Source organism: Gimesia algae (assembly GCF_007746795.1).
In the GTDB taxonomy this organism is placed as follows: Bacteria; Planctomycetota; Planctomycetia; order Planctomycetales; family Planctomycetaceae; genus Gimesia; species Gimesia algae.
In genome coordinates this window covers 2957622-2983761 of sequence record NZ_CP036343.1, presented here as the reverse complement: position 1 = coordinate 2983761, position 26140 = coordinate 2957622, and the positions used below count along the sequence as shown (strand labels likewise).

Genomic DNA, 26140 nt, shown 5'->3' with positions numbered 1-26140 from the left:
TGACCTTCCGTGGAGGTGATTGAGGAAAGTAAACATTGGGGAACTCCCTCGTTGTTTATCTTAGCTCAAAACGTGGTATTGCGTCAAAGTAGATCTGACCCTGGCCCTGGAAAGGTCTTCGACAAAAAAGTTACTGGTTGTCTGAAAGCCCGGTTTGTTTTTTTCTGGGGATCAAGTATCACAGAGAAATAAACTGGACCCGAAACTCAATTTCTTTTGCCTCGGGATGATTCGTCTGCAGTTTGACTTTCGCCAGATTGGTTCTCCCGAAGAAAACAGGAGACATCTCGGGAGGAACGGCAAATTTCAATTCATAACGCTGCTTGGTTTTTGACTCAAATTTGTCATCTTTTTTCAATTCAAATTCAAGAAAATTCGGAGCCACTTCCTGGTCAACAATTTCCAGTGGCTGCTCTTTTCCTTCGACAAACATGGACAGCGTGACTGACTTTCCCTCCTTAGCTGAGAATTCACCCAGGTTCAAAATCATGGTTTTCGGGTTCCACTGTACGCCAAATGTGGGAACAATACGGATCGGGCCAGTGTGATTTCCAGAAACCTGAATCACGAAATTTCGTGGTCCCTCTGGTTCTGCATGTTCATGATCATGTTTGGGGTCTTGGAGTTCCTCGTGGTCGTGTTTCTCTCCGATACCGGGTGGTGATAAATCATGTGGAATATCAGTTTTGACAGTGAGTCGTTCGTTGAATCCTCCCAATGGAAACTGATCGGGGTGCGCTGTGACTTCGATGGCATAGCCGCATTTTGCATCGGCTTCTTTCAGTTCTTCCGGCGTGAGTGGTTTGAACTTTGATGTCAGTCCCGACTTACTCGATTCAATATTCAGAATTTTAAAATCGTTCAGATATTTGGTGTGAATTTTTCCCGAGAACGAAACTGGATCCGTGGTGGACATGGTGGGCAGAGACCACTGCGGGCTGCCCGCATAGTCACCGGTAAAAGCGATCAGCTTGTTCGCAGTACCTTCTATCTGCAGTTTGATTTCCTGGTTTTCCGGGTCGTTGGTCCAGATTGTTGCAGTCTGTCCAAAATGCTCCTGCGGACTTTTGGGAGTCCAGGTCAATTCAATTTTTACAGACTCACCCGGGGCAACCAGATTTTCTTTCATTTCGCTGAGTGTGCATTTGCAGGTGGTTGCGCCTTTTTGGACTTCCAGAGGCGCTTCCCCTTCATTCTTCAGAATGAAGTTATACGACAGTGTCTGTCCCACAGCCATACTGCCGAAGTTGTAACGCGCCTTTTCTACAACCGCTTTGGGGTAGGGGCCGGTAGGGGAAATTTTCGGGCGGTCTTCTGAGGTCTCAACCTGTTTTTGAACAGGAGCCTCAGGCTGGACATCTCCGTTACCTCGACCCAGCCAGACTGTACCAGCAAGTGCAATAACAAGAGCAATTATCGCCGTAGCGGCTCGTAAATTCATGATTTCACCAGCAATGAAGTAGTTTGAATAAAATTGATTTAATAATGATGTCAGAAGAATCAGGTCAGACTGGATTCCGACAGAGAACACTCAGTTATTATGGGCCGAATCGCAGCCGAGTTCAATTCTGATTCGATTGAGTTGCGTTAATTATTTCTTTCATTCGACTTACAGTCTCTTCATTTAAGTATTTGTCCACGTGCTGACCACGTCTATTGGCTGCATCCAGTTCAATCGCTCGCTGCGCCTCATTCTGACTTGCGGCAGACTCTCCTGCGTCTGACAGAGCTTCCGCATATTTGGCTCGATAGAGGGAATTATGGGGATATCCTGCAATGGCGCGCTGGAAATATTTGAGCGCTGACGTCAGATCAGTCTGATGATGTGTGGCCTGATACTGCAATTCCCACTGACGGCCCAGATCGAAGTAGTGGCGTGGATTTAAGGGATCCCGTTGAATTGCCTCTTTTTTCAATTCGACACCTCGTTCAAACGTACTGCGATTCTGTTCTCCTTCTCGAAATTCAATCTCAGCCAAAGCCTGCCAGGGAGCCGGAGAGAGTGGATCTGCCTGACTGGCCTGACTGAAATAACGTTGCGCATTGCGAACCGATGAGCCACGCAGAAGTGACTGTTCCGCTTGTAGTACGAGTGATTTCCTCTGGATTGTTGGCGCAAACGAAGACACGATAAAGAAAAACGTCAGGATCAGGCAGACTGTTAATGAAAGTGCTCTCAAATGTATAGCTGGCTCTGTTTGAGACGAACCTGGTCTCGATTGTTCTACTGAACTTACGTTAGGATTGTCTGATGCAGTAACGACGGGAAAAGCAAGTGCCAGTAGCAGCAGCCAGGTTTGTGTGATGGCGGGCATCGCTATTCCCCCCGCACCTGATAAATGGATACATAAGGCAATAAAAGCTGCCGCAAACGCGAGGGGCAATAATGAAGTGGTTACACCCTGATCAGTCGCTCTCAAGCTGGCGCTAGCGTTCAAAATGAAAAAGAGTGCCAGCCAACCCAGGCAGAACAGCCCGAGAATCGATTGATCAATGGAGAACACAAATAATTGAATTCCCCAGAGCAGGGCAAATGACAGCCCGAATCCGAGCAGGAGCATCAATTGTGATTGTGAGAAATAATTTTCTGTGGAGAAAGTTTCTGAGTCCAAAGTGTCTTGATCGGGCAATGGCTTGATTATCCAACGGTAACAGGTCAGACACAGAATCAGTAATAATCCCACGAATGCAATCAGACCGCCGTTGGCCCAGACATCAAGCAGAAAGTTATGCGGATCCGCAATTTCTTCACTGGATCCAGGCAGTTTAAACTTCAGATAATGCGAACGGAAATTCCCGGGGCCTGTGCCCCAGAGGGGGTTTTCTTTGATGACATCCCAGGTTGCCGTCCAGTATTCGATGCGGTATTGAAGCGATTTTGGCGCTTCGGTCAACACTGCCCGGTCAAAACCTCCACTCAGAGTCGCCAACAGTAAGAATCCTACACAGAGGATCGCGGCAAGACCTCCCCATTTGAGAACCTGCTTTTTCCAGCGTTGAGGATCGGCTGTTGTGCTCCGGCGTGATTGAAGCAGTTTCAGCAGTCCCAGACTGACAAGGCCACCGATGAGACCGACCCAGGCCGTGCGGCTTTTAGTCAGGATCAGGCAGTAACCGATCAGCATCGTCGCGAGCAGAAAGATTCCCGGTTTCCACCGCTTCCAGAGAGACCTGGATTGCGAGGATTTCTGAAAAAAACAATCAATGGTTAGAGCAAACGAAAGCAGAAAGCCCACAGCTAACAGACCGGCAAACGTGTTTGCGAGCGCGAACAAGCCCAGCGGTTCGGAGCTGTTTAACAGTCGTTGTTCAAACAACTTGCGACTGCTGCCATGGATGGCATCGGAGGGAACTCCCATCGAAAGCAGCTTCTGTAAGGCTTCGGGAGAGCGCGTGGCATCATACTGCTGCCGTGCATCCAGGTATTCTTTAGAGAGTTGATCATACATCCAATGATGCTGCCAGATCCCATATACTGACAGGACTACAACCGTGGTGATGAATCCCACAATCAATGTGCCGCGCAGCGCAGATGTGTCAATCAGACGGCGGATCAGGGAGAAGCTGCAGCCCAGCGCGACCCATTCCCACATCATATTTAAAGCATCGCGCTGTTGTCCTTCTCCAAGCCAGATCATCACCAGCGTGGAGAGAACCTGACCTGCTACCAGCAGCCAGACCGCGCAGTCAAACAGGTCCAGCCGAAAGGATCGTGAGCGATCTGTCAGCAGGCTGGCGGCATAGAGAATCGAGACCAGGAACCAGCCCAGTGCGAACGTGAGCGTATCCCCGTCCGGTGCAGATTCTGCTGGTACAAAGTAACGAGCTAATATGAGCGTGCCAACCAGAAACAGCTGGGCTCCCTGGAGTAGACTGGTCAGCCAGAGGAGAGAGGATGCTGTCGAGGTCGTCTCAACCCGAGTCAGCTGGGGCGGTTTTTTTTTACGCTGCTTACTCATTCCCGATTTTTCCGACCTACATTTTCCAGGATCGTCACGATCAAAAGGACACACAGAATCATGAGCATGACCAGCAGGGCAGCGCTCCAGGACGAGACTTCATATAAAATCAGTCCACCGATACCAGTGGTCAAGGTCGCGAGGTGGATTGTCAGAACAGTATCCCGTTTAGTTAAGCCGAGCTCGACCAGGCGATGTGAGAAATGACTTTTATCCGCGTGAAATGGGCTGCGCCCCTCTTTTAATCGAATGAGCATCACCGTGCAGAAATCATACAGGGGAATTGCCAGAATACAAAGCGGGGCCAGGATGACATGCCGATTCACGATGTTCTCGCCGGCTGAAGTCGCACCTGGATAAAATGTTCCCAGGACGGTCATCGTAGACAGGATCAGTCCGATAAAATAGCTGCCCGAGTCTCCCATGAAGATTTTCGCTGGAGGCCAGTTATGGCATAAAAAACCAGCAATCGAGCCCGCGAGAACGAGTAGAACGCCTGCGACCAGCCAGCGTGGTTCTCCGGTGTAACGTAACATGATTAAAGCAAACAGGACGGCGGCGATGAGTCCGATACCCGATGTGAGGCCATCCATATTATCCAGAAAGTTCAATGAGTTGACCAGGACGATAATCCAGGCGACTGTCAGCAGCATCCCGATCCAGGGTTGCTGAATAAAAAGAGTGCCCCGGATGCCCCCCATCACCAGGCCACCAGCCACGAGCAATTGAATGATCAGGCGTGGCTTCCAGGAGATATTGAGTTTATCGTCAAGCAGTCCCATAACTGCGAGAACCGTTCCTCCCCCGAGCACCATCCAGAGTTGTCCCGAGCGATAGAGAACTCCTTCCAGATGAGGAACGAGTTCGGCGGGAATCCAGGCTGGTTTGATGCCTGATTTGACAATCACCAGTGCGATCAGCTGGGCGCAGACGATCGGGATGATGACTCCCAGCCAGATGCCGACACCTCCACCAAGGGGAGTGGGGTTAGTATGTACTTTGCGTTGGGCAGGCTGATCAATGAGTCCCCAGCGAGGCGCCAGTTTGCGCATTGCTGCCGTAGCGAGAAAGGAAATTAAAAATGCGGGGACAAGGCAGGCAAAAACAAAGAATAGCATTTCAGATGACATTCAGAATGACAGAGTTGGATCTTGAATAATATGCTCTAGTTTGGCTGAAATCAGGGATTAGTGGTAGCGAAAAATGGATTTCCTGGTGGTTTTCGATTGATATATCCTGTGCATGACTTACAGTTGACCTCACTTGTATAATCCGAGCGGCGATTATGGAAAAAGGAGTTTTTCAACGACAGTGATAAATGAATTATTTGAGGAAGAAGTTCGATTTAATCAGGCGAGTCGTCCCAACTGGGAACAGGGGGCAACGCATCGCAATCTGATTACAGGATATCTGACAGACCTGGCGGATTCTTCCAGGGGGCGGTTATGTGTACTGGGGGCAGGAAACTGTAACGACCTGGATTTGCAGAAGTTGCTTCAAGTGTACAGCGAAATTCATCTGGTGGATCTGGACGAATCGGCATTGAGATACGCGATCGATTTTCAGTCGGTCTCTGACAACCCGGCGATCAGCATGCATGTGCTGGATTTGACCGGAATTGGAGACAGGTTGGCCGCTTTTAAATCAGATCCAGATCAGGGGGAGGCAGAGCTGCGGGAGATCATTACCGCATTAACTGGCGTTCAAGAATTGAACCTGCCTGGTCCGTATGACGTCGTCTGTTCTACTTGCATTTTGAGTCAACTGATTCTTCAGGTCGTGCATGCTGTCGGTGAGACTCATCCACAGTTTGAAGAGCTGATGGTCGCCGTGCGCGAGCAGCACTTTCGCAGCGTACTGGATTTGATTGGTGAGGGGGGCGCGGGCCTGATTATCAGTGATTTTGTCTCTTCAGAATCTGCGGCTGATTTGAAGGATGTCCCTGATTTCCAATTCACCCAGTATTTATCACAACTGCTGTCATCACGTAATTTTTTTCATGGTGTGCATCCCGGTCTGTTGTTTGCACAATTGAAAGGGAAAGCGCCCCTGGCAAAACTGGTTCAAGATGTGGAGATGCTGCCGCCTTGGCGCTGGGATCTGGGCGCGCGGCAGTATGCAGTCGCAGGGCTCCGTTTTTACCTGCGTATGACTGAATAAGCGAAATATACGAATCTCCCGTTCGGTCGAAGAAAGCAGTTTGCCGGAATTATTTTTTACCGGCTGCTTTCTTTTTCTGAGCAGCGCCACTGTTTCTCGGTTTGAGATAAAGTGAAGGAGGGTCCTTCTCAACAGAGCCTGTGTCATCAGGTACCTGGTACTTTGCCTGCAGCAGTTTCAGCTCCGCTTTCAGGTCTTTGACCACCTGAGCATATTCCGGTTCCGCATACACATTCTTCATCTCGCGGGGATCTTTTTCCAGATCGTATAGTTCCCATTCACCCAGGTTGTAAAAGTCAATCAGCTTATAGCGTTTCGTGCGGACTCCATTGTGCCGACGGACCATATGGGCGGAACGTCGATCATTATAGAATTCGTAATAATGGTAGTAGAGGCTTTCGCGCCATTTCACTTCTTCCCCTTTGAACAGAGGCACCAGACTGACCCCCTGCATGTCAGCCGGAATGGGGGCCTGGGCCAGATTCAGAAAGGTTTCCGCGAAATCCAGGTTGGATACCAGATCGTTATTAACGCTCCCTGGTTTGATGACGCCGGGCCAGCGTGCCAGCAAGGGCATCCGGTATGATTCTTCATACATGAATCGTTTATCGAACCAGCCATGATCTCCCAGATAAAAGCCCTGGTCAGAAGAGTAGATCACGACTGTATTCTTCGCCAGGCCCGAAGATTCCAGGTAATCCAGCATGCGGCCGACGTTATCATCGACGGAAGCGACACATCTGAGATAGTCTTTCATGTAACGCTGATATTTCCAGCGTACCAGATCTTTTCCCGTGAGATTTGCTTTGCGGAATGCTTCGTTTTTGGGTTCATACGCGGTATTCCACGTCGCCAGCTGTTCGGGAGTCAGATTGTTGGGGGGAGTTAATTTCAGATCAAACGGGGTCATTGTTTTTTCGATGGTCATATCCTGCTGATGCGCTGCGGTGCCACGACCTTCATAATTATCAAACAGGTTATCCGGTTCCGGGATGGTCACATCGTCATACATGTGGAGGTATTTGGGGCCGGGTTGCCAGTTACGATGCGGTGCCTTGTGTTGAAACATCAACATAAAAGGTTTGTCAGGATCGCGATCATTTTTGAGATAGTCGAGCGCCAGATCGGTGATGATATCAGTGGTGTACCCCACGTGTTTGACACGTTCCCCGTTCTTGATCATCGGTGGGTTATAATAAGGCCCCTGTCCAATCAGAATTTCAGAATAGTCGAAACCCGTTGGATCAGAGGTCAGATGCCATTTCCCGACAATGGCAGTCTGATAGCCATGTTTTCGGAGAATCTTGGGAAACGTCTGCTGCGCGCCGTCAAATTTATTGCCGTTCTGTTTGAATCCGTTCAAATGACTGTGTTTGCCGGTCAGAATGACTGCGCGACTGGGACCGCAGATACTGTTCGTGCAGAAACAGTTATTGAACCGCATGCCTTCATGGGCGATGCGATCCAGATTCGGGGTCTCGTTGACTTTCGAGCCATAACAGCTCATCGCATGCGAGGCATGGTCGTCGGTGAAGATAAACAGAATGTTAGGGCGGCCTGCTTCCGCGGCAGCACTCTCAGACTGCGGACAGATCATCAAGAGAGACGAAGTGAGCAGCAGACTCATCACAAATGAAATAGAAAATCGAATTGCAGGTTGGAAGAGCGACAGCATCGGGTTCATCCTCAGTCTCAAAAGAAGTCAGATCACAGGCGAAGGCTCGTGAATTAGGCAATCTCTATCATGCATGTTTATCGGGAGAAGTGCAAGTTTTCGCATGGTATTGCGTCAGCCACTCATCGTACCGGTTTATAGATCGGGAGATGTAGATGTTACAGAAGCCGTTTGGGTAGAAACTGCATTTTGGCTGCGATTGCGGATACTCAGGGAAATATCTGTGTGTTTGAAGGTGTTGTCCTGACTTGAGATAGGTGAAATCCTCGCCCGAAGGCCCCTGTTTGGTATGGAGGTTGCATTTAAGAATTTCATCAAGTCAACGTTTCATAGGATTGAAACGTTTTAGACTGTGTCCAGTTTTACTGTAGCGTCTCCAGGGCCATTTGGGCCGAGCATAATAGATTGGGAGACGCTATAGTTAAATGTGATGCGCTCTAGAAACAACACTGCAGCCGGGCAATGGATTGCTTGCCCCACCGGTAAAAAAAGGAATTGATTATGTTTGACAACGTTTCTCCCAAAGTAATTCACAAAATTATGGCCGCCGAGGGATACCTGGAACTGGGAATGCCCATTCAGGCTCTGGATGCACTTGCTGCATTAGAAGACGCTGGTCCACTGGAAGCCATGCGTCTGTTTCTGACGGGGGAAGCATACCTGCGTCAGGAACGATATCAGGAGGCGATTGAGCCTCTGCATCAGGCCGCACGCCTGTTTCCTGTCATGGAAAGTCGCAAAGCCTGGAACGCCTTAAGCGAATGCTTTCGCCTGGGAGGCTATCAGGAACTGGCAGAGGTCGCATCCATGACGGCAGAAGCGGTAGAAGAGATTGAAGCGAGTTGCGAAGTATTGTGTTTGACACAGGACCATGGATCATCCTGGATGTGGCCTGATTCTGCCTCCCGCATGACTGACTTTTCACTGTCGAATCGGAGTGTCGGCCCCCGCATTCCTCGCTAAAAAATCAAAAAACATGGAGTTTTTCCAGTAATCCAATGTTTTGTTAATTGATTTAAGTCTTTATTTAGATTGAGAATACGTAGAAATATACAAGATCAAAATCATATTTGAGTTTCACGATGTGTTCGCTATACTTCAGCCCTCGAGTGATTACTTAACACCTCTCATTTAAGAAGTCATTCGGAACGGAATCCTGTCTTCAACTGTAGCCCCTACAGCGCGAGTCAGACTTACCTCCTGGTCAAAGTTCCTTCCTGGTTCTGGCCAACTTTCCCACACAATTAACAACAACAAATACAATCAAAGAATCAATGTGAATATTGATTTCTCTCTGATTGCGTATGGCTGTTGCATTTCACACCGTATTTCCGGGCTGCTGTCTGTCGGGGGGGCCCGTTCAGTCAGTGGAAATCGTGTAGACGAACTTTGTGCTGAAAAGACGATCGCCAAGACTCATGTTTGATATTAATCGGTACCTTACTAATCGCATTCAGAGCTGTTTGCTCATGGGACTGCTGCTCCTGTTATCAGGTTGCGGAAAGATGATCAGTAATAGTGCGACAGAACAGTTGCTGACATCAGATGCCGTCGACCAGACTATCTCACACCTCGATTTCAGCACACTGGCAAATAAAAAAGTCTTTTTTGATACCACTTACATCAAGAACGTCAAAGGGGTCGGTTTTGTCAATGGAGACTATATTATCAGCTCATTGCGACAACAGATCGTCGCCGCCAATTGTCTGATTCAGGAGAAGAAAGAAGAAGCGGACTACGTCATTGAGGCGCGCGTCGGCACTTTGGCTACGAATGGCCACGAAGTGAATTATGGAATACCGGCCAGTAATATGCTTTCCTCCGCGGCGACACTGATGCCAGCCGCACCAGCAATTCCTACCATTCCCGAAATCTCGCTCGCGAAGAAGAACAATCAGTCCGCCGCAGCGAAAATCAGTGTATTTGCCTATAATCAGAAAACACGTGAACGCGTCTGGCAGTCAGGTGTGCTGCAGGCCAAAAGTACTGCCCGTGATACCTGGATCTTAGGGGCTGGTCCTTTTCAGCGTGGGACGATTTACAAGGATGGAGCTCAATTTGCCGGGTCTAAAATAGAAATCCCGCTGGGAACTGGTGAGGATTTTGCCAATGAAAGCACCGTGGATTATCTGGAACCGGCACGCTTTGTGGAGACTAATGTAAAGCCGAAGGTGAAAGAGGAAACCAAAAAACGGAATGTGAAAACACTGGATGAATGGATTAAAGCGGAGATCGCTGGTAAAGAAAAGAAAAAAGCGGATTCTGCAGTAGAGGCGAAACAACCGAAAACCGAGCCTGTAGCTGCGAAAGAGTCGCAGGGTGATGAGAAGTCCTCTACGAAAGCGAAATCAGAACTTGAGATTGAGCCCTCCCAGATAAAAACGGTTCTCTTTTTAGAGCCCGAAAAAGCCAATGGACATCACGACTGGCTGCAGGGAGATACTTCGCGGATCTCAACTGTGTGGCCCCAAATTCCGGAAGAGCCTCAGAAGAAACCGCTTAGCGAGCCTGTGGCAACAGAACAGCAGGAAAAGTTTGAGGCAGATGAAACGTTTCGCAGAATTATTTCCGAATAAACGCTGTTTTTCACGTAGTTATCAATAGAGTGACTTGGCAAGTCCGTTTGTCGGGCTGGCTTATTCCAGTTTCTACTCGCGCGAACCGCCCTCTCTTCTGTCTTGTCTATTAAAAAGCCCTGTGTCTGTATGAGTTTGATGCAACCTGCCACCAGATTGGTGTCAGAGCGACCGCCAAACTGACACTGTCTAACGCTGATTTTTAATTGAAAAAGTGTTTTAAGTTGTTTTATATATTGATCTTATGGTTTTTTTGATAGAGACGGAGGCAGATTTGGCACATTCTGTGCGGTAAAATTGATCCAGCGGGCTTTAAATTACGTTTTTCAGTACAACGGAAATGTAAATGAGCCCAGAGGCGTTGATTTCCCATTTTTTCAATACAGCGATACTCACCATGAGATGGTGAAAACGGGAGGTATTAAAATGATGATCCCTCGAATTCCTCAAAAAACGATACGACGATTGATGGCCGCTGAAGGCTATCTGGAACTGGGAATGCCTCGACAGGCGCTCAGAGAATTGGATCAGGTTATAGATCCAGGATCGTTAACCGCCTCGTATTCTTTTTTACGAGGGGAATCTTTGAAACGAGTTGGTCGCTACTCAGAAGCGATCCAACCATTACAATACGCGGCTGATTTGCTGCCGATACCCCATAGTCAGCTTCCCTGGAAATCCCTGGGAGCCTGCTACCGCGAAAGTGGCCAGAGTGATCTGGCAGACAGCGCTGAAAAAACCGCCGATGAGATTGCATCAGAAGCTAATATTCATCTGCGATTTGAGCCTCTGGGTTCACAGTTCAATCCCATTGTAAAACATCAGGTTCACCTGACTATTTCGTTTGAACCAGCGGAAGAGGAAGAACAGACCGAAACAGACGAAAACCCGTTTCTGGACCAGGAAGAACCGGAAGATTTTGGCATCGATCCGGAGGTCGAATAACCCTGCCAGTTACTAATGATTGTTATGTAATTGATTGACCGGAACTTACCGGCAGAATTCCCGCCTCATGATTGAGAAGTCTGACCTGTTGTAGTACTGTAGGGTCTACAGTGTCTGGCAGGTCGAGACCTGAATTCTCTAATTCTGAATGAGGTAGCGTGCATCATGCAGGTTCGATTTTCTTCCTTGAACCATCTCTTTTGTCTGTTGGCAATTTTTCTGCTGACGTCTTTTTTTCAGTCTGAGCGCATCGTTGCCGCTCCGCCGAACATTGTCATGATTTTCGCCGACGATGTTTCCTGGAACGACCTGGGATGCTACGGTCATCCGTCCATACGAACTCCCAATCTGGATCGACTGGCTAAAGAAGGCCTGCGGTTTGACAATGCCTATCTGACGATCAGCAGTTGCAGTCCGAGCCGTTGCAGTGTGATCACAGGCCGTTATCCTCACAACACAGGTGCACCCGAACTGCATACCCCATTACCTGAAGGTCAGGTGTTATTTCCACAGTTACTACGTGATGCCGGTTACTATACGGTGATCTCCGGTAAGCAGCATATGGGTAATTATGCCTTGACATCCTTCGATCTTGTCTCAAAAGGAAAAGGGCCGGGACGCGAAGCTGACTGGGTTCCTATCCTGAAAGAACGACCCAAAGACAAACCTTTTTTCTGCTGGTTCGCGTCCGTCGATGCCCACCGCGCGTGGCAGGCATCCAAAGAATACCAGCCCCATCAGCCTTCTGAAGTCGTCGTCCCTCCCTACCTGATTGACTGTGAAGAAACACGCCGTGATCTGGCGCAGTACTATGACGAGATCAGTCGCATCGATTATTTTACCGGCCAGATCCTGGACGAGCTGGATGCCCAGGGGATCGCTGAGAATACACTGGTGTTATTTTTCGCAGACAATGGCCGCCCCTTTCCCCGCTGTAAAACCCGATTATATGACAGCGGCATCAAAACGCCTCTGATTGTCCGCTGGCCCGCCGCGGTAAAAGCAGGCGGCGTGAGTCACAGCCTGATCAGTTCCCTGGACATCGGCCCCACATTTCTCGATGTGGCAGGTGTCGCTCCCGACAAACGCATTCAGGGGGTCAGTTTTGAAAAGGTCCTTAAACAGCCGGATGCGAAAATCCGTGACTTTGCCTTTGCCGAACATAACTGGCATGTCTTCAAAGCCCACGAACGGATGGTACGATCTGGTGACTGGCTTTACATTCGCAACGCCTGGCCTGAGCAGCGTAACCTGTGTGTGGAGTCAATCGAATTTCCTTCAGGCGAAGTACTCTGGGACCGTTTCAATGCGGGTAAACTGAACGAGAGGCAGCAGGACGTATTTTTAAAACCCCGACCTCGTGAAGAACTGTATCGGGTGAGCAAAGATCCCTACCAGTTTCATAATCTGGCATTACAGCCCGCGCACGCCGCGGAACTGGCGCGGCTCAGCAAAGCCCTCGATCAATGGACGGTTCAGACGGGAGATACCATTCCGGAGAATCCGACTCCCGACAGAAATCAGCGTCCGGGAGAACCTGAGCCCCCCGAATTTGAACACCGTGAAATGCCCGGGGATGCGAAACAGGCGCAGAAGATTAATGCGCCGGGACCTGTCTTGTCCTCGTCGATTGATTGAACCATTCAGTCTGCCGGAGAGGCGAACCTCGCTGAACCAGGCTTTTGAACTACTATCGAAGAACTATCAACATTGCGACTTTTTTGGAGAGAAACATGAAACGACATCAAATCGTAGGATTGAGTGCAGCTTTATTCACTGCTGTCTGCCTGAGTGCGAGCGTACAGGCCGGAGCAAATTCTGGCTGGGTGAGTCTGTTTGACGGGAAGACTCTCAATAACTGGGTACAACATAATGGAACGGCGACCTATATGGTCAAAGATGGCACGATTGAAGGCACCACCTCAGAAGGCAGCCCGAATTCGTTTTTATGTACCAAGAAAAACTATGGTAATTTTGAACTGGAATTTGAAGTCAAAGTTCACGATAACCTGAATTCTGGCGTGCAGATCCGCAGCCAGCAGGAGAATGGTGACGGACGTGTGAATGGGCCTCAGGTCGAGATCGAAGCCAGTGGTGACAACGGTGCGGAAGCGGGATACATCTATGGCGAAGCGATCAGGTACGGAAATAAAGGCATTGGCTGGATGACGCCAGAAGATCAGCGTAAGCCTCACAAGAATCTGAAAGATGGCGAATGGAACAAGTTCCGGGTTGTCGCCAATGGTCCCAGAATCCAAACCTGGATTAACGGAGAACAGGTATCAGATCTGGTCGATGAGCGGGTTTTCAAATCTCATCCTTCAGGGTTCATCGGTCTGCAGGTACATGGTATCAAAAAGGGAACCGGTCCTTATTCTGTTGCCTGGAAAAACATTCGGATTAAAGAGCTGAAGTAATCCGGTTGTGTTTACGAATTCATTAACATACAGGCGGGCTGAGAAGATTTCTCAGCCCGCCTGTATTATTGATAGATTATCGCTTACTGGATATAAGCAATTCACTCAGGGACATTCGCCGCCTGATACTCTTCTGCCTTGCGTGATTCCAGAGCTTCGAGAACAGGTGTGATGCCGGCATCAAGGGCAATCATTTCTGCATTTTCTGCGGTCCGCCACTTGGTTTCGATTTCTCCATTCTGCAGCCCCTTACCGCCGATGACGACCCGATAGGGAATGCCGACCAGGTCCGCGTCTTTGAATTTAACGCCGGGCCGGGCATTGCGATCATCAAACAGGACATCAACGCCGGCTGCTTTAAGTTCGTTGTAATAGCGTTCCGCAGTCTGCATGACTTCGTCGTCTTTTATGTTCAACGGAATCACCAGTACTTCATAGGGGGCAATCGAAAGGGGCCAGATGAGGCCGTTCTCGTCATGTCGTGTTTCTGCCAGACCAGCGACAATTCGATTCACGCCGATCCCGTAACAACCCATGATAATCGGATGTCGCTTTTCTTTTTCGTCCAGGAAGTTCGCATCCAGGGCTTCTGTGTACTTGGTACCCAGCTTGAATACATGACCGACTTCGATGCCATGCACAATCGTCAGCGGTTTGCCACTCTTCGGACAGGGGTCGCCCGCTTCCGCATTGCGTAGATCGTAAGTGGTATCGAGCTGATAGTCCCGGCCCACATTCACATTCAGGTAGTGTGTGTCTGCTTCATTCGCCCCGGTGATCGCGTTTTCGATGATGGGGATGTCGTGGTCAGCGATGATTTTGCACTTGATGCCGACCGGCCCGGCAAAACCGGTCGGCGCGTTTGTGACCTGCTGAATGGTCTTGTCATCCGCTAGCTCGACTGAGCTGGCAGACAGGGCGCGGCGGATTTTGCCTTCGTTGGCTTCGTGATCGCCACGGATCAGGACGGCCACTGGCTCGCCATCTGCCAGATAAATCAGGGTTTTGATCATCTGGGATGGTTCACATCCCAGGAATTGACTGACCTGCTCAATAGTTGTTGCCTCGGGAGTTGCTTTTTTCTCCAGGAGACCTGCATTGTCGCTGGTCGCGATTTCCGGCGAAGTACGCCCTGTGTCGGCCCGTTCCATATTGGCTGCATAGCCCGAGGCTTCACAGTAGACGATGGAGTCTTCACCGTTGTCAGAGGGGATCATGAATTCGTGTGAGGCATCGCCGCCAATCGGGCCACTTTCTGCTTCGACAGGCAGGTATTTCAGGCCACAACGGGCGAAAATGCGGCAGTAGGCCCGGTACATGCGGTCATAGATTTCATCGAGTTGTTCGACGCAGGAACTGAAGCTGTAAGCGTCTTTCATCAGAAATTCACTGGTACGCAGCACGCCAAAACGGGGGCGTTCTTCGTTGCGGAATTTTGTCTGAATCTGGTAAACCGTCAGAGGCAGCTGTTTGTAGCTGCTGATGCAATGACTGATGAGATCGGTCACGACTTCTTCGTGTGTAGGGCCAAGTGCCATGGGAATCAGGCGATTTCCGCGGGGAACATTGAACTGGATCAGCACGGATCCAAAGGCCTCTTTTCGCTGTGTGCGTTCAAACAGGCCGATCGGTTGCAAAGCGGGCATATGAAGTTCCGCGGCTCCGGCGGCGTCCATTTCTTCCCGGATAATCTGTGATGCTTTCTGAATCGCCTTCCAACCCAGGGGAAGGTAAGTATACGCCCCCGCCATCAACTGACGGATCAGACCGGCTCTCAGCATGAGTTGATGGCTGGGAATCTCCGCGTCGGCGGGAACTTCTTTGATGGTGGGGATCAGAGTATTCGACCAGCGCACGTTATTTCCTTAAGTATTTGATGAGAATAAGTTTATGAGGTTGAAGGCGAGTCCGTTTGAGTACAGGACGTGACTAGATATCAACGGCCGCATAATCTTGATTGCATGGCATTTAATAATCGCGTCTCTCAATCGAAAATACTCAATCCAAATGGTCCTGGAGACGTGACAGTAAAACTGGACACAGTCTAGCAGAACCGATTCGGCTTCAAAAGGTTCGGACTTGTCTGGAGTGAAAATATTCCCGTGGCTCTAAGTTCCCTGAAAACAGCAGTTTGTTGAGTTTCGTCACGGATCGGGGAGGGCGTTCTCGGGGAATCGGGCATCATCAATTCAGGCAAATAGAAGAGACTTTCAGAACGGACTGGTGTCGGACTTGTTGAGCAGAATGGAACGGCTTAAGATCGTTCTATTGTGTTTCTTAGCGAAACTTAAGATCGACAACAGCGTTTTAAATGTGATTCTGAAAGCCGAATCGAGATGTCTCGACAAAATATAAATCAACTCAAGGATGGTGATACAGTAAATGAGGTTTATCTCTTAGTTGATAAGCAGTTACGTGCAAATCGTAATGCCAGTCTGTTTCTATCAGCCGACCTGCGGGACTCGACCGGCGTTGTGAATGCCCGGATGTGGAACGTGCTTGAAGAGCGGATGCAGCATTTTCAGTCGGGAAACTATGTGCAGGCCAAAGGCAAAGTGCATCTGTTTCAGGGAACTCTGCAGATCATTTTGACTTACATCGAACCGGTCTCCGCAGAAAACCTGGATCCGGCTGATTTCCAGCCCCAGGCACCTCAGGATGTACAGCAACTGCTGACGAAGCTGCGTGAGATGCTGCTGGGTATCGAAAATAATGAAATCCGAACGCTGATGGAATGTTTTCTGGTTGATGAAGCCTTGATGGATGAATTCTGCCGAGCACCAGCGGGTGTGAAAACGCATCATGCCTACCACGGCGGGTTAATCGAACATGTCGTCAATCTGATGGAGACCGCGCATCGCATTTCTGATCTGTATCCCAAAGCGGACATGAGCCTGCTGCTGGCAGGGGTCTTCCTGCATGACCTGGGCAAAGTCCGGGAACTCGGATATGAGAACGAATTTATCTATACGGATGAAGGTCAGTTACTGGGGCATCTGATTATCGGCGTCGAGATGCTGACCGAGAAAATCCGTGCTTATCAGGAAATGACCGGAGAATCGTTTCCGAAAGAGGCAGAGTTGCGGCTGAAGCATATGATTGTCAGTCATCATGGGACTTATGAGTTCGGCAGTGCCCGCTTGCCGATGACTCCGGAAGCGGTGGCATTGCATCATCTGGATAACCTGGATGCCAAGGTGAATGAGTTTGCGAGATTCATTGACGATGATCTGAATTCCACATCAAACTGGACCCCTTATTCGCCTCGCTTGCAGCGAAAATTATTCAAGGGAATAACCGAGGATTGAGGTGATGCCCGATTTTGAGAAGAAAATTCTCGATTATGTCAACAGAACCGGATACACACCGGTCCGCGAAAAAACGCTGCTGAAAAAAGTGGGGGGCTCAAAATCAAATTCCCCGGAATTTGAACAGGCAATTGCCAGCCTGCGAACGCGCAAGGATATTCTGATTTCCGACTCCGGTTTGATCCGTCCTGTTAAAAAAGAGGGCTGGATTGCAGGGATGATCAAGAAAACCAATTCCGGCGCCGGTTATCTGATTCCCCATCACAAGCCGGATGACATTGCGCATGACCAGCGGCATGCCGGGGATCTCTACATCTCAGAACGTGATCTGGGTGATGCCCAGACCGGGGATGAAGTTTATGCCACGGTGCTTAATCGCCAGCGCAGTAGCGGGCAGATCTGTGGTCGGGTTGTCGAAATTATCGAGCGGGCATCGACGACCTTTGTAGGAACCTACTTTGAAACACAGGGTGAAGGTTATGTGCACGTAGACGGCAAAATCTTCAATTCGCCGATCCATGTAGGCGACCCGGGTGCCAAAGGAGTGCGTTCTGAAGATAAAGTCGTCATCGACATCCTGCATTTCCCTTCTAAAAATTACCTGGGCCAGGGGGTCATTGCCAAAGTACTGGGGCCCCATGGGAAAGCCGGTGTCGACCTGCTGTCGATCATTTATGAGTTTGGGATTCCTCTCGATTTTCCGGATGAAGTGCTGGCAGAAGCACGCGAACAGGCCAGCCTGTTTGACGAAACGAAGCTCGGCAATCGACGTGACCTGACCAGGGAAACGATTGTGACCATCGATCCCGCGGATGCGCGTGACTTCGATGATGCGATTTCCCTCACCCGAGATGAAAAGGGGCACTGGCTGCTGGGGGTGCACATTGCGGATGTGGCGCACTTTGTCAAAGAAGGTTCGCTGTTGGATCGGGAGGCCAAACGCCGTGGAACCAGCGTGTATCTGCCCGGCAGAGTCATTCCGATGTTACCGGAGATCATTTCCAATGGCCTGGCCAGTCTGCAGGAAGGTCAGATCCGGTTTACCAAATCAGCCTTCATCGAATTCACTCCCGAAGGAATTCCTGTTCATACTGAATTTGCCAACACCGCGATCAAAGTGAAACAGCGATTTGCCTACGAGCAGGTACTGCCCATTGTCCAGGAGAACGATGAAGAAGGAAAGAACGTTTCATCGGAAGTGCGTGACCTGCTGAAAAATATGTATCATCTGGCCATGCTGCTGCGGGGACGCCGATTTTCTGCTGGCGCTCTGGAATTGCATCTTGCCGAAGTAAAACTGACCTTTGATGACAAGCATCGCGTGACAGGTGCCGTCGAACGCGAGCATGATGAGAGTCATCAGATCATTGAAGAATTCATGCTGGCTGCCAATGTTTCTATTGCAGAAGCATTTAATGACCGGAAATTACGTTTTTTACGCCGTGTCCATCCTTCGCCTGAAATGCCTCGCCAGATCGCATTTGCCGAGTTCGCCAATGCACTCGGGTTTACGCTGAATAAAGTCCAGAGCCGCAAAGATCTGCAGAAGCTGGTCAATGAGGTGCATGGAACTCCTGTAGAGCAGGCGATTAATTACGCGCTGCTCCGGAGCCTGAAACAGGCGGAATATACAGATGAAGAACTAGGCCATTATGCGTTAGCCGTTGATCATTACTGTCACTTTACCAGCCCGATTCGCCGCTATCCCGATTTGACCATTCATCGCATGATTGATGAGATTCTGGAACGACCGGATAAAAGTAAAGGGCAGAGCCCACAAGGGCTCCGTCAGTTGGGGCATGAGCTTTCGTTGCGTGAACGACGCGCTGAATCTGCTGAACGGGAACTGACAAAAGTCAAACTGCTCACCTGGATGATCGATAATAACATCAGGACGCTGGAAACCATGATTACCGGGGTGGAAACCTTTGGTATGTTCTGCAGAGGAACGGATGTGCCTGTAGAGGGGCTGTTGCACATCAGTCGTCTGGGGAAACATGATTATTTCCGTCAGGAAGTTCCCAAATTCAGTATCGTGGGGGAACGAACTGGTCAGGAGTATCGCGTGGGTGATCTGTTGACGGTCGAAGTCGAGAAAATTGACCTGGACCGTCGCGAGCTGGATTTTCGACTGCCTCGCCCTAAACAGTACGGGAATACGAAAAAGCAGGGATCTGCAGCGCCGGAGCAGAGAACTCCCAAAGGGACTGCGAAGTCAAAAAAGAAAGCGAGTGTGCGCAAGGTCAAATCGAAGAAGACCAGAAAGAAAAAGCGAAAATAAAGCGCAATTGATCAAGCGTAACGGAGAACAGCGTTCAAGTGACCGATGTAAGAATGCAGGGCTCCCTGTTCTGAGAACAGGGTCTCAGTTTCCGGAAATGCGCCAAGGTATCATGAAGTGTGCCTTGAAAAAAAACGATTAGCTTCTAGAAACTCGTGATTTTTGTGAAAGCATCTAAGTTTATATTTATGTAATGATTGATGTTCGAAGCCAAAGAAATATAATAACTTAAGTTAAGTGTCCAATTTAGAATCAGCCAGATGGCTTTCTGAATTCTGACCAGATGAGTGATTGACAGTCAGTGACTCAGATCAAAATTAATTATCACAATCTTATTCATGGCTTGCTTGTGAGCATCCGTGTGAGAGCTAGATTATGGTGACAAAAGCAGCTGAAAAACAGCAAACCTCCCCCTCAGCCGGCGGTAAATCAGCGACAAAATGGATGATGACATTACTGTCGTCTTCGTTGGGTCAGAAGTTCGTGATGGGGATTACCGGACTTTTACTCTGTGGCTTTCTGGTAGTGCATCTGGCGGGGAATCTGCTCGTGTATGTAGGGGCAGATGCCTACAATACGTATGCCCATGATTTGCACAGCATGCTGCTGCTGCCTGTGGCGGAAGTCGGATTGTTTCTCCTCCTGTTCGCCCATATTGCTCTGGCATTCAAACTCACCAGTGACAATCGTAAGGCACGACATATCAGCTATCATGAGAAACAGAGTAAGATCGAAGAGCCTCCCTCTGTTTTTGGAAAAACTCCCCTGGGCCGTACCAGTTCCTGGATGTTTCTTTCCGGTTCGATCATTCTTATTTTTCTGATCGTTCATATGATTGATATGAAACTGCACCTGAATCCTGCGGTGGCTTACACGGTTGAGACACCGGATGGTGTCATCGAAGCGGATCCTTATAGCATTATCGTTCAAGTGCTTGGCAGTTGGAGTGCTGCTGTTTATATCATCGGGACGATCGTTCTCGGATTTCATTTATCCCATGGGTTCTGGAGTGCATTCCAGTCTCTGGGGCTGAATCATCCCAAGTACACACCCTGGATCAAGAAGTTTGCGATTCTGTTTGCAGCAGTCATTGCGATCGGTTTTGCCAGTCTGCCCCTCTGGGGATTATTTATTTATTGATGTCTGAGTTTCAGCTTCGTTTGAATTCAAGCATTTTTTTATTGTTCAACAGTTTCCGTTGTGAAGGTTTACATCATGGCCGAGGCGGCTACTACGGTTTTAAATTCTCGTGTTCCTGAAGGGCCGATGGCCGAGAAATGGGATCGTTGCAAGAAGGAAATGAAGCTGGTTAACCCGGCGAACAAACGGAAGAAAAAAATCATCGTCGTCGGGACCGGGCTCGCCGGTGCATCTGCTGCGGCGTCCCTGGCAGAACTGGGTTATCAGGTTCAGTCCTTCTGTTTTCAGGATTCTCCACGGCGTGCACACAGTATCGCCGCCCAGGGGGGGATCAACGCCGCTAAGAACTATCCTAACGATGGCGACAGTGTCTGGCGGCTGTTTTACGATACTGTCAAAGGGGGAGACTTCCGCAGCCGCGAAGCCAACGTGCATCGCCTGGCGCAGGTCAGTAATAATATCATCGACCAGTGTGCTGCACAGGGAGTTCCCTTTGCCCGCGATTATGGCGGAACTCTGGCAAACCGCTCTTTCGGTGGTGCCCAGGTGTCACGAACTTTTTATGCCCGTGGACAGACCGGACAGCAGCTGTTGCTGGGAGCATACAGTGCACTGATGCGACAGGTTGGTGCCGGTCGTATTGAACTCTTTCCCCGGCGGGAAATGCTCGACCTCGTGAAGGTTGATGGTGTCGCGCGAGGTATTATCGTCCGGAATTTGATTACTGGCGAATTCGAAAAATATTCGGCTGACTGTGTTCTACTCTGTACCGGCGGTTACGGGAACGCGTTCTACCTGTCGACGAATGCCAAAGGTTCCAATGTGACCGCAGCCTGGCGCTGTCATAAGCGGGGTGCCTTCTTTGCGAATCCCTGTTACACGCAGATCCATCCGACATGCATTCCCGTCAGTGGTGACTATCAGTCTAAACTGACACTGATGAGCGAGAGCCTTAGAAACGATGGCCGGGTCTGGGTGCCTCAGGCGGCCGATGATAAACGTCGCGGAAATGAGATCCCGGACAGTGAACGGGATTACTACCTTGAGCGTCGTTATCCGGCGTTTGGTAACCTGGTGCCCCGCGATGTGGCTTCCCGGGCTGCCAAGGAACGCTGTGACGCCGGGTTTGGTGTCGGCTCAACGGGGCAAGCCGTGTTCCTGGACTTCCGCGATGCAATTGCCCGCGATGGCCGCCATGCGATTGAGGCCAAGTATGGCAACCTGTTCCACATGTATCACAAGATTACCGGCGAAGATCCTTATCAGGTTCCGATGCGGATCTATCCCGCCGTCCATTATACGATGGGCGGGCTCTGGGTGGACTACCATCTGCAGAGTACGATCCCCGGTCTGTTCGTTCTGGGGGAAGCCAACTTCTCGGACCATGGTGCAAACCGCCTGGGAGCATCGGCTTTGATGCAAGGGCTCGCAGATGGTTACTTTGTGGCTCCTTATACCACGGGGCACTATCTGGGCTCACAAAATCTGCCTTCTGTATCGACTGATGATGAAGCATTTTCAGAAGCCATGGCAAATGCCCAGGACTGGAACGCGAAAATTCTGGGAGTGCAGGGAACCCGTTCTTCAGACAGTATCCACCGCGAACTGGGACACATCCTCTGGGAATACTGTGGAATGTCCCGGGAACGACAGGGGCTCGAAACTGCGATGGGTAAAATTCGTGATCTGCGGGCTGAGTTCTGGTCCAGTATCAAAGTGATTGGAGAGGGCGCGCAGTTGAACCAGAACCTGGAACATGCAGGCCGTCTGGCCGACTTCCTGGAGTTTGGTGAGTTGATGGTGCGTGATGCATTGGTTCGGGAAGAATCCTGTGGCGGTCACTTTCGTGAAGAGCACCAGTCACCTGAAAATGAAGCACTTCGTGACGATGAAAATTTCTGTCATGTAACGGCCTGGGAATTCACGGGAGTGGGTAATGAGCCTGTGGAACACCGTGAGCAATTAGAATTTGTCGAAGTACCTCTGGCTACGAGGAGTTATAAATAATGAGCGAGACACTGGATCTGACGCTCAGAGTGTGGCGACAGCCCGGCGCTGATGCTGTAGGGCAATATGTGGAATACAAGCTGACCGGGATTTCGACGCATATGTCATTCCTGGAAATGCTGGATGTCCTGAATGAGCAACTGCATGCGAAAGGCGAAGAGATGATCGCCTTTGACCATGACTGCCGCGAAGGGATCTGTGGCATGTGCAGCCTGATGATTAATGGTCAGGCTCATGGACCGGATACCGGGACAACCACGTGCCAGCTGCATATGCGACGTTTCAAAAACGGCGATACGATTGTGGTTGAACCCTGGCGTGCTCAGGCGTTTCCCGTCGTGCGTGACCTGGTGGTCGACCGCGGTGCCTTTGATCGCATCATTGAGAAAGGGGGCTTTATCTCGGTCAGCACGGGCAATGCTCCTGAAGCGAACGCGATTCCCGTGCCGGCACCCGTTCAGGAGACCGCGATGGATGCCGCAGCCTGCATTGGCTGTGGTGCCTGTGTCGCCGCCTGCAAGAATGCGTCAGCGATGCTGTTTGTTTCTGCCAAGGTTTCGCATTTGTCGACGCTGCCTCAGGGAAAACCGGAACGAGCCAGTCGCGTCCAGAATATGGTCGCGCAAATGGATCTGGAAGGCTTCGGAAACTGCACGAATACAGAGGAATGTGAGGCCGCCTGCCCGGCCGAGATTTCGGTTTCGAATATCGCACGCCTGAATCGTGAATACCTGCGAGCCAAGCTCTGTGCAAAGGAATAATCCGCGATTGATTTTCAACCAGTATCAGGAAAGCGAGGTCTTCTTAATCGTCGACCTCGCTTTTTTTATGGTGAAAGAGTCAGGGAAATTTCAGATTCCCGGAGTGTGTTGATTGCGAGATTCCATCTGAGCTTCCACAATAGATGAGACTCGTGGTCGACGGCGAATGACGCCTGTTTTCTATGATCCATTCTTTCTGAAACAGCCAATAAAGAAGAGAAAAATCTGTGTCTGATCCCTTGTTATATACTGCCTGTCATCAGTGGCATGTCGACCATGGTGGCCGTATGGTTGATTTTGCGGGCTGGGAAATGCCTCTGCTCTATTCCAATATCACCACAGAGCATCATGCAGTCCGTAACACGGCGGGGTTGTTTGATATTGCCCATATGGGACGGCTGTTTTTCACCGGGCCAGATGCCTGTCGCTTTCTGGATCATATGCTGACCAACAGTGTGGAATCGCTCAAGCCGGGCCAGATCCGCTATTCACTGGTCACGAACGAATCAGGAGGGATTCTGGACGACGTGCTGGTGTACCGTTTCTCCGATTTTTATATGCTGGTTGTGAATGCTTCCAATCGTCTGAAAATTGTGGACTGGATTGAACAGCAGCGCAGTGACTTTGATGTGCAGATTGAAGACCAGACCCGTGAGAAATTCATGCTGGCCTTACAGGGCCCGGAATCTCTCGGAATTCTGAACCCACTGGTGGAAGCGGAACTGAGCGAAATCAAATATTATTACGGAATTGAAACCAGAGTCTCAGGTGTTGACGCGCTGGTTAGTCGTACAGGCTATACCGGCGAAGACGGTTTCGAAGTCGTACTTGATCAAACAAAAGCAGCAGCACTCTGGGAGCGACTAATCGCCGATGGTGAATCTGCCGGACTGATTCCTGCCGGCCTGGGATGTCGTGATACTCTGCGACTGGAAGCGGCAATGCCTTTGTATGGTCATGAGCTGGATGAAACGACCGATCCTTATACCGCGGGTCTGAATTTCGCAGTGAAACTAAAGGCCGCTGATTTCATCGGGAAAGAAGCATTGATCGCTGCCAAAGCACGCGATGATCGAAAAGTCCGTGTTGGTTTTACCCTGGAAGGGAAGCGGGCAGCCCGTGAGGGTTCGCTGTTATTCTCAGGGGATCAGCAGGTGGGGAGTGTGACATCCGGGTCCTTCTCACCCACCCTGGATCTGCCGATCGGGATGGCCTATGTTGAAGCTGGTTTCGCCGATGCAGGACAGATTCTGGAAGCGGATATCCGAGGCAAACGATTCCCCGTCAAAGTGACTGAACTGCCATTTTACAAGCGCGACACTTAGGCGACTCCAGGCGATAAGCCTGCAAAGTCGCTAAATGCGCGTAATGAAAGCCTCATTAAACAGTTCAATGTGTGCCAGAGTGTTGACGCGTGCCTGGGTATAGATTAATCGACCGGTTTGGTAACGAGGTCGTCATCGGCAATGACTTCTTTGGCGACATCCTGTACAAAGTTGTCAATCTGCTTCTTTTCTTTGGCAGGCGCTGGAGCGCCGGCATTCATGCCCACACCGGGTTTAAAGAGAAAGGCAGGGGCCATGTCGATGATGGCACCCCAGTACGTCGTGAAGACAGGGTACTTGATTTCCGGGTTCTTTTCCTGATAGTCATCCATCTTCTGCAGCAGCAGATTGTGGGCGATACGAGGATGGCGGTGATGTGGGCCATGCACAAAGATATCAAAATTGAAGTAGGTACAAAGCTTTGTTATCAGATTGGAGCCGACTACGGTCCGGGTGCCCAGCATGGGGTCATAACTGCTCATTCCCAAGTGTTCGGTAAATTTACGCGTATTCTGATAAATACCAGCCAGATAATGGGGCAGAAACCAGACACGTGCCAGATCCCAGAGTACACCGTAGAACGCACACAGTCCTAATACCGAACCCCAGAAGAGCACCATGACCGCATATTCATAGCGAATGGTACGACGGACTTTGGGGTCCGTGAGCGGGGAATCTTTATGCCAGAAGATGCGACCGTAAATGTAGGGAGCCATGAACAGGCCCATTCCCAGGTCAAACCAGATAAAGATTCTACGGAACCGCAACGATGTGTTGGGGTCGGAATAAGGCCAGAGCTCCCAGTCGCTGGGTTTATTCAGATAAGCATGGTGACGAATATGGCTCTCACGATAGACGGTGTAGGGCACAAACATGGCGGTCCCGAGCACGCGGCCCAGCCAGATACTGGCATTTTTAGAGCCTGAAAGCGTATGGTGTGAACATTCGTGAAAACAGCTGGTCCAGCAGAACAGACAATAGGATGTAAAGAGTGTCCAGAAAATCTGCCAGCCGATCGCCTGACTGGGCCAGTAGATAGCCAGACATACCAGTCCGATGACTCCAAGGGGTAAGAATAAAAAACGAGGAATCGTCGTTTTTTCTTCGAGATCCTTTAATTCCTGCTCAGTAAATTGTGTGACGGACACGTTTCGCTCCGGACTTATGAACTATCAGCACTTTTTCTAATAGATGATTCAAACAGTTGTGAGTATCGGATAATGATTACATTAGATACTGCTGAGAACGCATAAAATGTTACTCCCAGATATTTGGTGAGTCAACTAATCAGAACTTTCGGCCATTTGTTGTGAATACTGTATGAGTCTTATCGTCTAAAAACTCTGTTGCGCTTATTTTTAATTCAGTTAAAACGGGATAATTATTACTATTGGGTATTTTATGATAATAGCGTTGTCTTGGGAGTGCAATTTGAAACTAATTATCAGATTCTGTTGTCTTGGGCTAAAATAATATTAAAAAGTCCTGTTTTAATAGTCCTTTTTCTCCCCGAAAAACATAAAATCAATCATTTCAATTTGTTGCGACAGAGACTAAATTCTAGTCAGTCCTCAGAACATTTAAAC

General features: G+C 49.7%; 18 protein-coding genes. 12 read left to right on the top strand and 6 right to left on the bottom strand.

Annotated features, from left to right (window positions below; genetic code table 11):
- Positions 1-178: 178 nt before the first annotated feature.
- The 3 genes from Pan161_RS10845 to Pan161_RS10835 all read right to left on the bottom strand — a co-directional run bounded on the left by Pan161_RS10845 (position 179) and on the right by Pan161_RS10835 (position 5077).
- Positions 179-1441 (bottom strand): DUF1573 domain-containing protein, encoded by a 1263-nt coding sequence (locus Pan161_RS10845; RefSeq protein ID WP_145226672.1) that lies wholly within the window; start codon positions 1439-1441, stop codon positions 179-181.
- A gap of 121 nt (positions 1442-1562) precedes the next feature.
- Complete coding sequence (locus Pan161_RS10840) at positions 1563-3959, bottom strand: O-antigen ligase family protein (RefSeq protein ID WP_145226670.1); 2397 nt, start codon at positions 3957-3959, stop codon at positions 1563-1565.
- Positions 3956-5077, bottom strand: coding sequence for an MraY family glycosyltransferase (locus Pan161_RS10835; RefSeq protein ID WP_232103695.1), 1122 nt, complete (start codon positions 5075-5077; stop codon positions 3956-3958). Before Pan161_RS10835 ends, Pan161_RS10840 begins: the two co-directional genes overlap by 4 nt.
- Before the next feature lie 193 nt (positions 5078-5270).
- On the opposite strand from Pan161_RS10835, the gene Pan161_RS10830 reads away from it, so the two are divergent.
- The gene (locus tag Pan161_RS10830) at positions 5271-6119 is read left to right on the top strand and encodes a hypothetical protein (RefSeq protein WP_145226666.1); all 849 of its coding nucleotides are present in this window, start codon (positions 5271-5273) and stop codon (positions 6117-6119) included.
- 49 nt (positions 6120-6168) lie between these two features.
- Here Pan161_RS10830 and Pan161_RS10825 read toward each other — a convergent pair whose 3' ends face one another.
- Positions 6169-7794 carry a sulfatase family protein gene (locus Pan161_RS10825; RefSeq protein ID WP_145226664.1) on the bottom strand — a complete coding sequence of 542 codons (1626 nt, stop codon included), beginning with the start codon at positions 7792-7794 and terminating at the stop codon, positions 6169-6171.
- Positions 7795-8295: 501 nt separating this feature from the next.
- On the opposite strand from Pan161_RS10825, the gene Pan161_RS10820 reads away from it, so the two are divergent.
- The 5 genes from Pan161_RS10820 (at position 8296) to Pan161_RS10800 (ending at position 13732) form a co-directional block, all read left to right on the top strand.
- Positions 8296-8757, top strand: a complete 462-nt coding sequence (locus Pan161_RS10820) for a tetratricopeptide repeat protein (RefSeq protein ID WP_145226662.1) — start codon at positions 8296-8298, stop codon at positions 8755-8757.
- Positions 8758-9212: 455 nt separating this feature from the next.
- Positions 9213-10370, top strand: coding sequence for a DUF6655 family protein (locus Pan161_RS10815; protein WP_315851558.1), 1158 nt, complete (start codon positions 9213-9215; stop codon positions 10368-10370).
- A 426-nt stretch (positions 10371-10796) separates the two neighbouring features.
- Positions 10797-11315, top strand: coding sequence for a tetratricopeptide repeat protein (locus Pan161_RS10810; RefSeq protein WP_145226658.1), 519 nt, complete (start codon positions 10797-10799; stop codon positions 11313-11315).
- Positions 11316-11480: 165 nt separating this feature from the next.
- A complete protein-coding gene (locus Pan161_RS10805; RefSeq protein ID WP_145226656.1) occupies positions 11481-12953 on the top strand; it encodes a sulfatase family protein in 1473 nt (490 codons plus the stop codon).
- A 95-nt stretch (positions 12954-13048) separates the two neighbouring features.
- Positions 13049-13732 carry a 3-keto-disaccharide hydrolase gene (locus Pan161_RS10800; protein WP_145226654.1) on the top strand — a complete coding sequence of 228 codons (684 nt, stop codon included), beginning with the start codon at positions 13049-13051 and terminating at the stop codon, positions 13730-13732.
- Positions 13733-13833: 101 nt separating this feature from the next.
- Here the strand turns inward: Pan161_RS10800 and Pan161_RS10795 are convergent, their stop codons facing one another.
- Positions 13834-15588: a proline--tRNA ligase gene (locus Pan161_RS10795; protein WP_145226652.1), complete on the bottom strand. Its 1755-nt coding sequence runs from the start codon at positions 15586-15588 to the stop codon at positions 13834-13836.
- Positions 15589-16068: 480 nt separating this feature from the next.
- Here Pan161_RS10795 and Pan161_RS10790 point away from each other — a divergent pair, with 480 nt between their 5' ends.
- The 6 genes from Pan161_RS10790 to gcvT all read left to right on the top strand — a co-directional run bounded on the left by Pan161_RS10790 (position 16069) and on the right by gcvT (position 24554).
- Positions 16069-17040 (top strand): 3'-5' exoribonuclease YhaM family protein, encoded by a 972-nt coding sequence (locus tag Pan161_RS10790; protein WP_145226650.1) that lies wholly within the window; start codon positions 16069-16071, stop codon positions 17038-17040.
- 4 nt (positions 17041-17044) lie between these two features.
- Positions 17045-19321, top strand: a complete 2277-nt coding sequence (gene rnr / locus Pan161_RS10785; RefSeq protein WP_145226648.1) for a ribonuclease R — start codon at positions 17045-17047, stop codon at positions 19319-19321.
- 375 nt (positions 19322-19696) lie between these two features.
- Positions 19697-20461 (top strand): succinate dehydrogenase cytochrome b subunit, encoded by a 765-nt coding sequence (locus Pan161_RS10780; protein WP_145226646.1) that lies wholly within the window; start codon positions 19697-19699, stop codon positions 20459-20461.
- A gap of 75 nt (positions 20462-20536) precedes the next feature.
- Positions 20537-22468, top strand: a complete 1932-nt coding sequence (locus tag Pan161_RS10775) for a fumarate reductase/succinate dehydrogenase flavoprotein subunit (protein WP_145226645.1) — start codon at positions 20537-20539, stop codon at positions 22466-22468.
- Entirely contained in the window at positions 22468-23229 is a 762-nt protein-coding gene (locus Pan161_RS10770) for a succinate dehydrogenase/fumarate reductase iron-sulfur subunit (protein WP_197995826.1), read from the top strand. Before Pan161_RS10775 ends, Pan161_RS10770 begins: the two co-directional genes overlap by 1 nt.
- A 227-nt stretch (positions 23230-23456) precedes the next feature.
- Positions 23457-24554 carry a glycine cleavage system aminomethyltransferase GcvT gene (gcvT, locus tag Pan161_RS10765; protein WP_145226641.1) on the top strand — a complete coding sequence of 366 codons (1098 nt, stop codon included), beginning with the start codon at positions 23457-23459 and terminating at the stop codon, positions 24552-24554.
- Positions 24555-24658: 104 nt separating this feature from the next.
- Here the strand turns inward: gcvT and Pan161_RS10760 are convergent, their stop codons facing one another.
- Complete coding sequence (locus tag Pan161_RS10760) at positions 24659-25702, bottom strand: fatty acid desaturase family protein (protein ID WP_145226639.1); 1044 nt, start codon at positions 25700-25702, stop codon at positions 24659-24661.
- Positions 25703-26140: the final 438 nt, after the last annotated feature.

What these genes read in the sequence shown, in the direction of transcription:
- Pan161_RS10800 (WP_145226654.1), top strand. Translation starts at nt 13,049, where the DNA reads ATGAAACGACATCAAATCGTAGGATTGAGTGCAGCTTTATTCACTGCT.
- Pan161_RS10810 (WP_145226658.1), top strand. Translation starts at nt 10,797, where the DNA reads ATGATGATCCCTCGAATTCCTCAAAAAACGATACGACGATTGATGGCC.
- Pan161_RS10835 (WP_232103695.1), bottom strand. Translation starts at nt 5,077, where the DNA reads ATGCTATTCTTTGTTTTTGCCTGCCTTGTCCCCGCATTTTTAATTTCC.
- rnr (WP_145226648.1), top strand. Translation starts at nt 17,045, where the DNA reads ATGCCCGATTTTGAGAAGAAAATTCTCGATTATGTCAACAGAACCGGA.
- Pan161_RS10770 (WP_197995826.1), top strand. Translation starts at nt 22,468, where the DNA reads ATGAGCGAGACACTGGATCTGACGCTCAGAGTGTGGCGACAGCCCGGC.
- Pan161_RS10840 (WP_145226670.1), bottom strand. Translation starts at nt 3,959, where the DNA reads ATGAGTAAGCAGCGTAAAAAAAAACCGCCCCAGCTGACTCGGGTTGAG.
- Pan161_RS10845 (WP_145226672.1), bottom strand. Translation starts at nt 1,441, where the DNA reads ATGAATTTACGAGCCGCTACGGCGATAATTGCTCTTGTTATTGCACTT.
- Pan161_RS10825 (WP_145226664.1), bottom strand. Translation starts at nt 7,794, where the DNA reads ATGCTGTCGCTCTTCCAACCTGCAATTCGATTTTCTATTTCATTTGTG.
- Pan161_RS10805 (WP_145226656.1), top strand. Translation starts at nt 11,481, where the DNA reads ATGCAGGTTCGATTTTCTTCCTTGAACCATCTCTTTTGTCTGTTGGCA.
- Pan161_RS10790 (WP_145226650.1), top strand. Translation starts at nt 16,069, where the DNA reads ATGTCTCGACAAAATATAAATCAACTCAAGGATGGTGATACAGTAAAT.
- Pan161_RS10780 (WP_145226646.1), top strand. Translation starts at nt 19,697, where the DNA reads ATGGTGACAAAAGCAGCTGAAAAACAGCAAACCTCCCCCTCAGCCGGC.
- Pan161_RS10820 (WP_145226662.1), top strand. Translation starts at nt 8,296, where the DNA reads ATGTTTGACAACGTTTCTCCCAAAGTAATTCACAAAATTATGGCCGCC.
- Pan161_RS10775 (WP_145226645.1), top strand. Translation starts at nt 20,537, where the DNA reads ATGGCCGAGGCGGCTACTACGGTTTTAAATTCTCGTGTTCCTGAAGGG.
- Pan161_RS10815 (WP_315851558.1), top strand. Translation starts at nt 9,213, where the DNA reads ATGTTTGATATTAATCGGTACCTTACTAATCGCATTCAGAGCTGTTTG.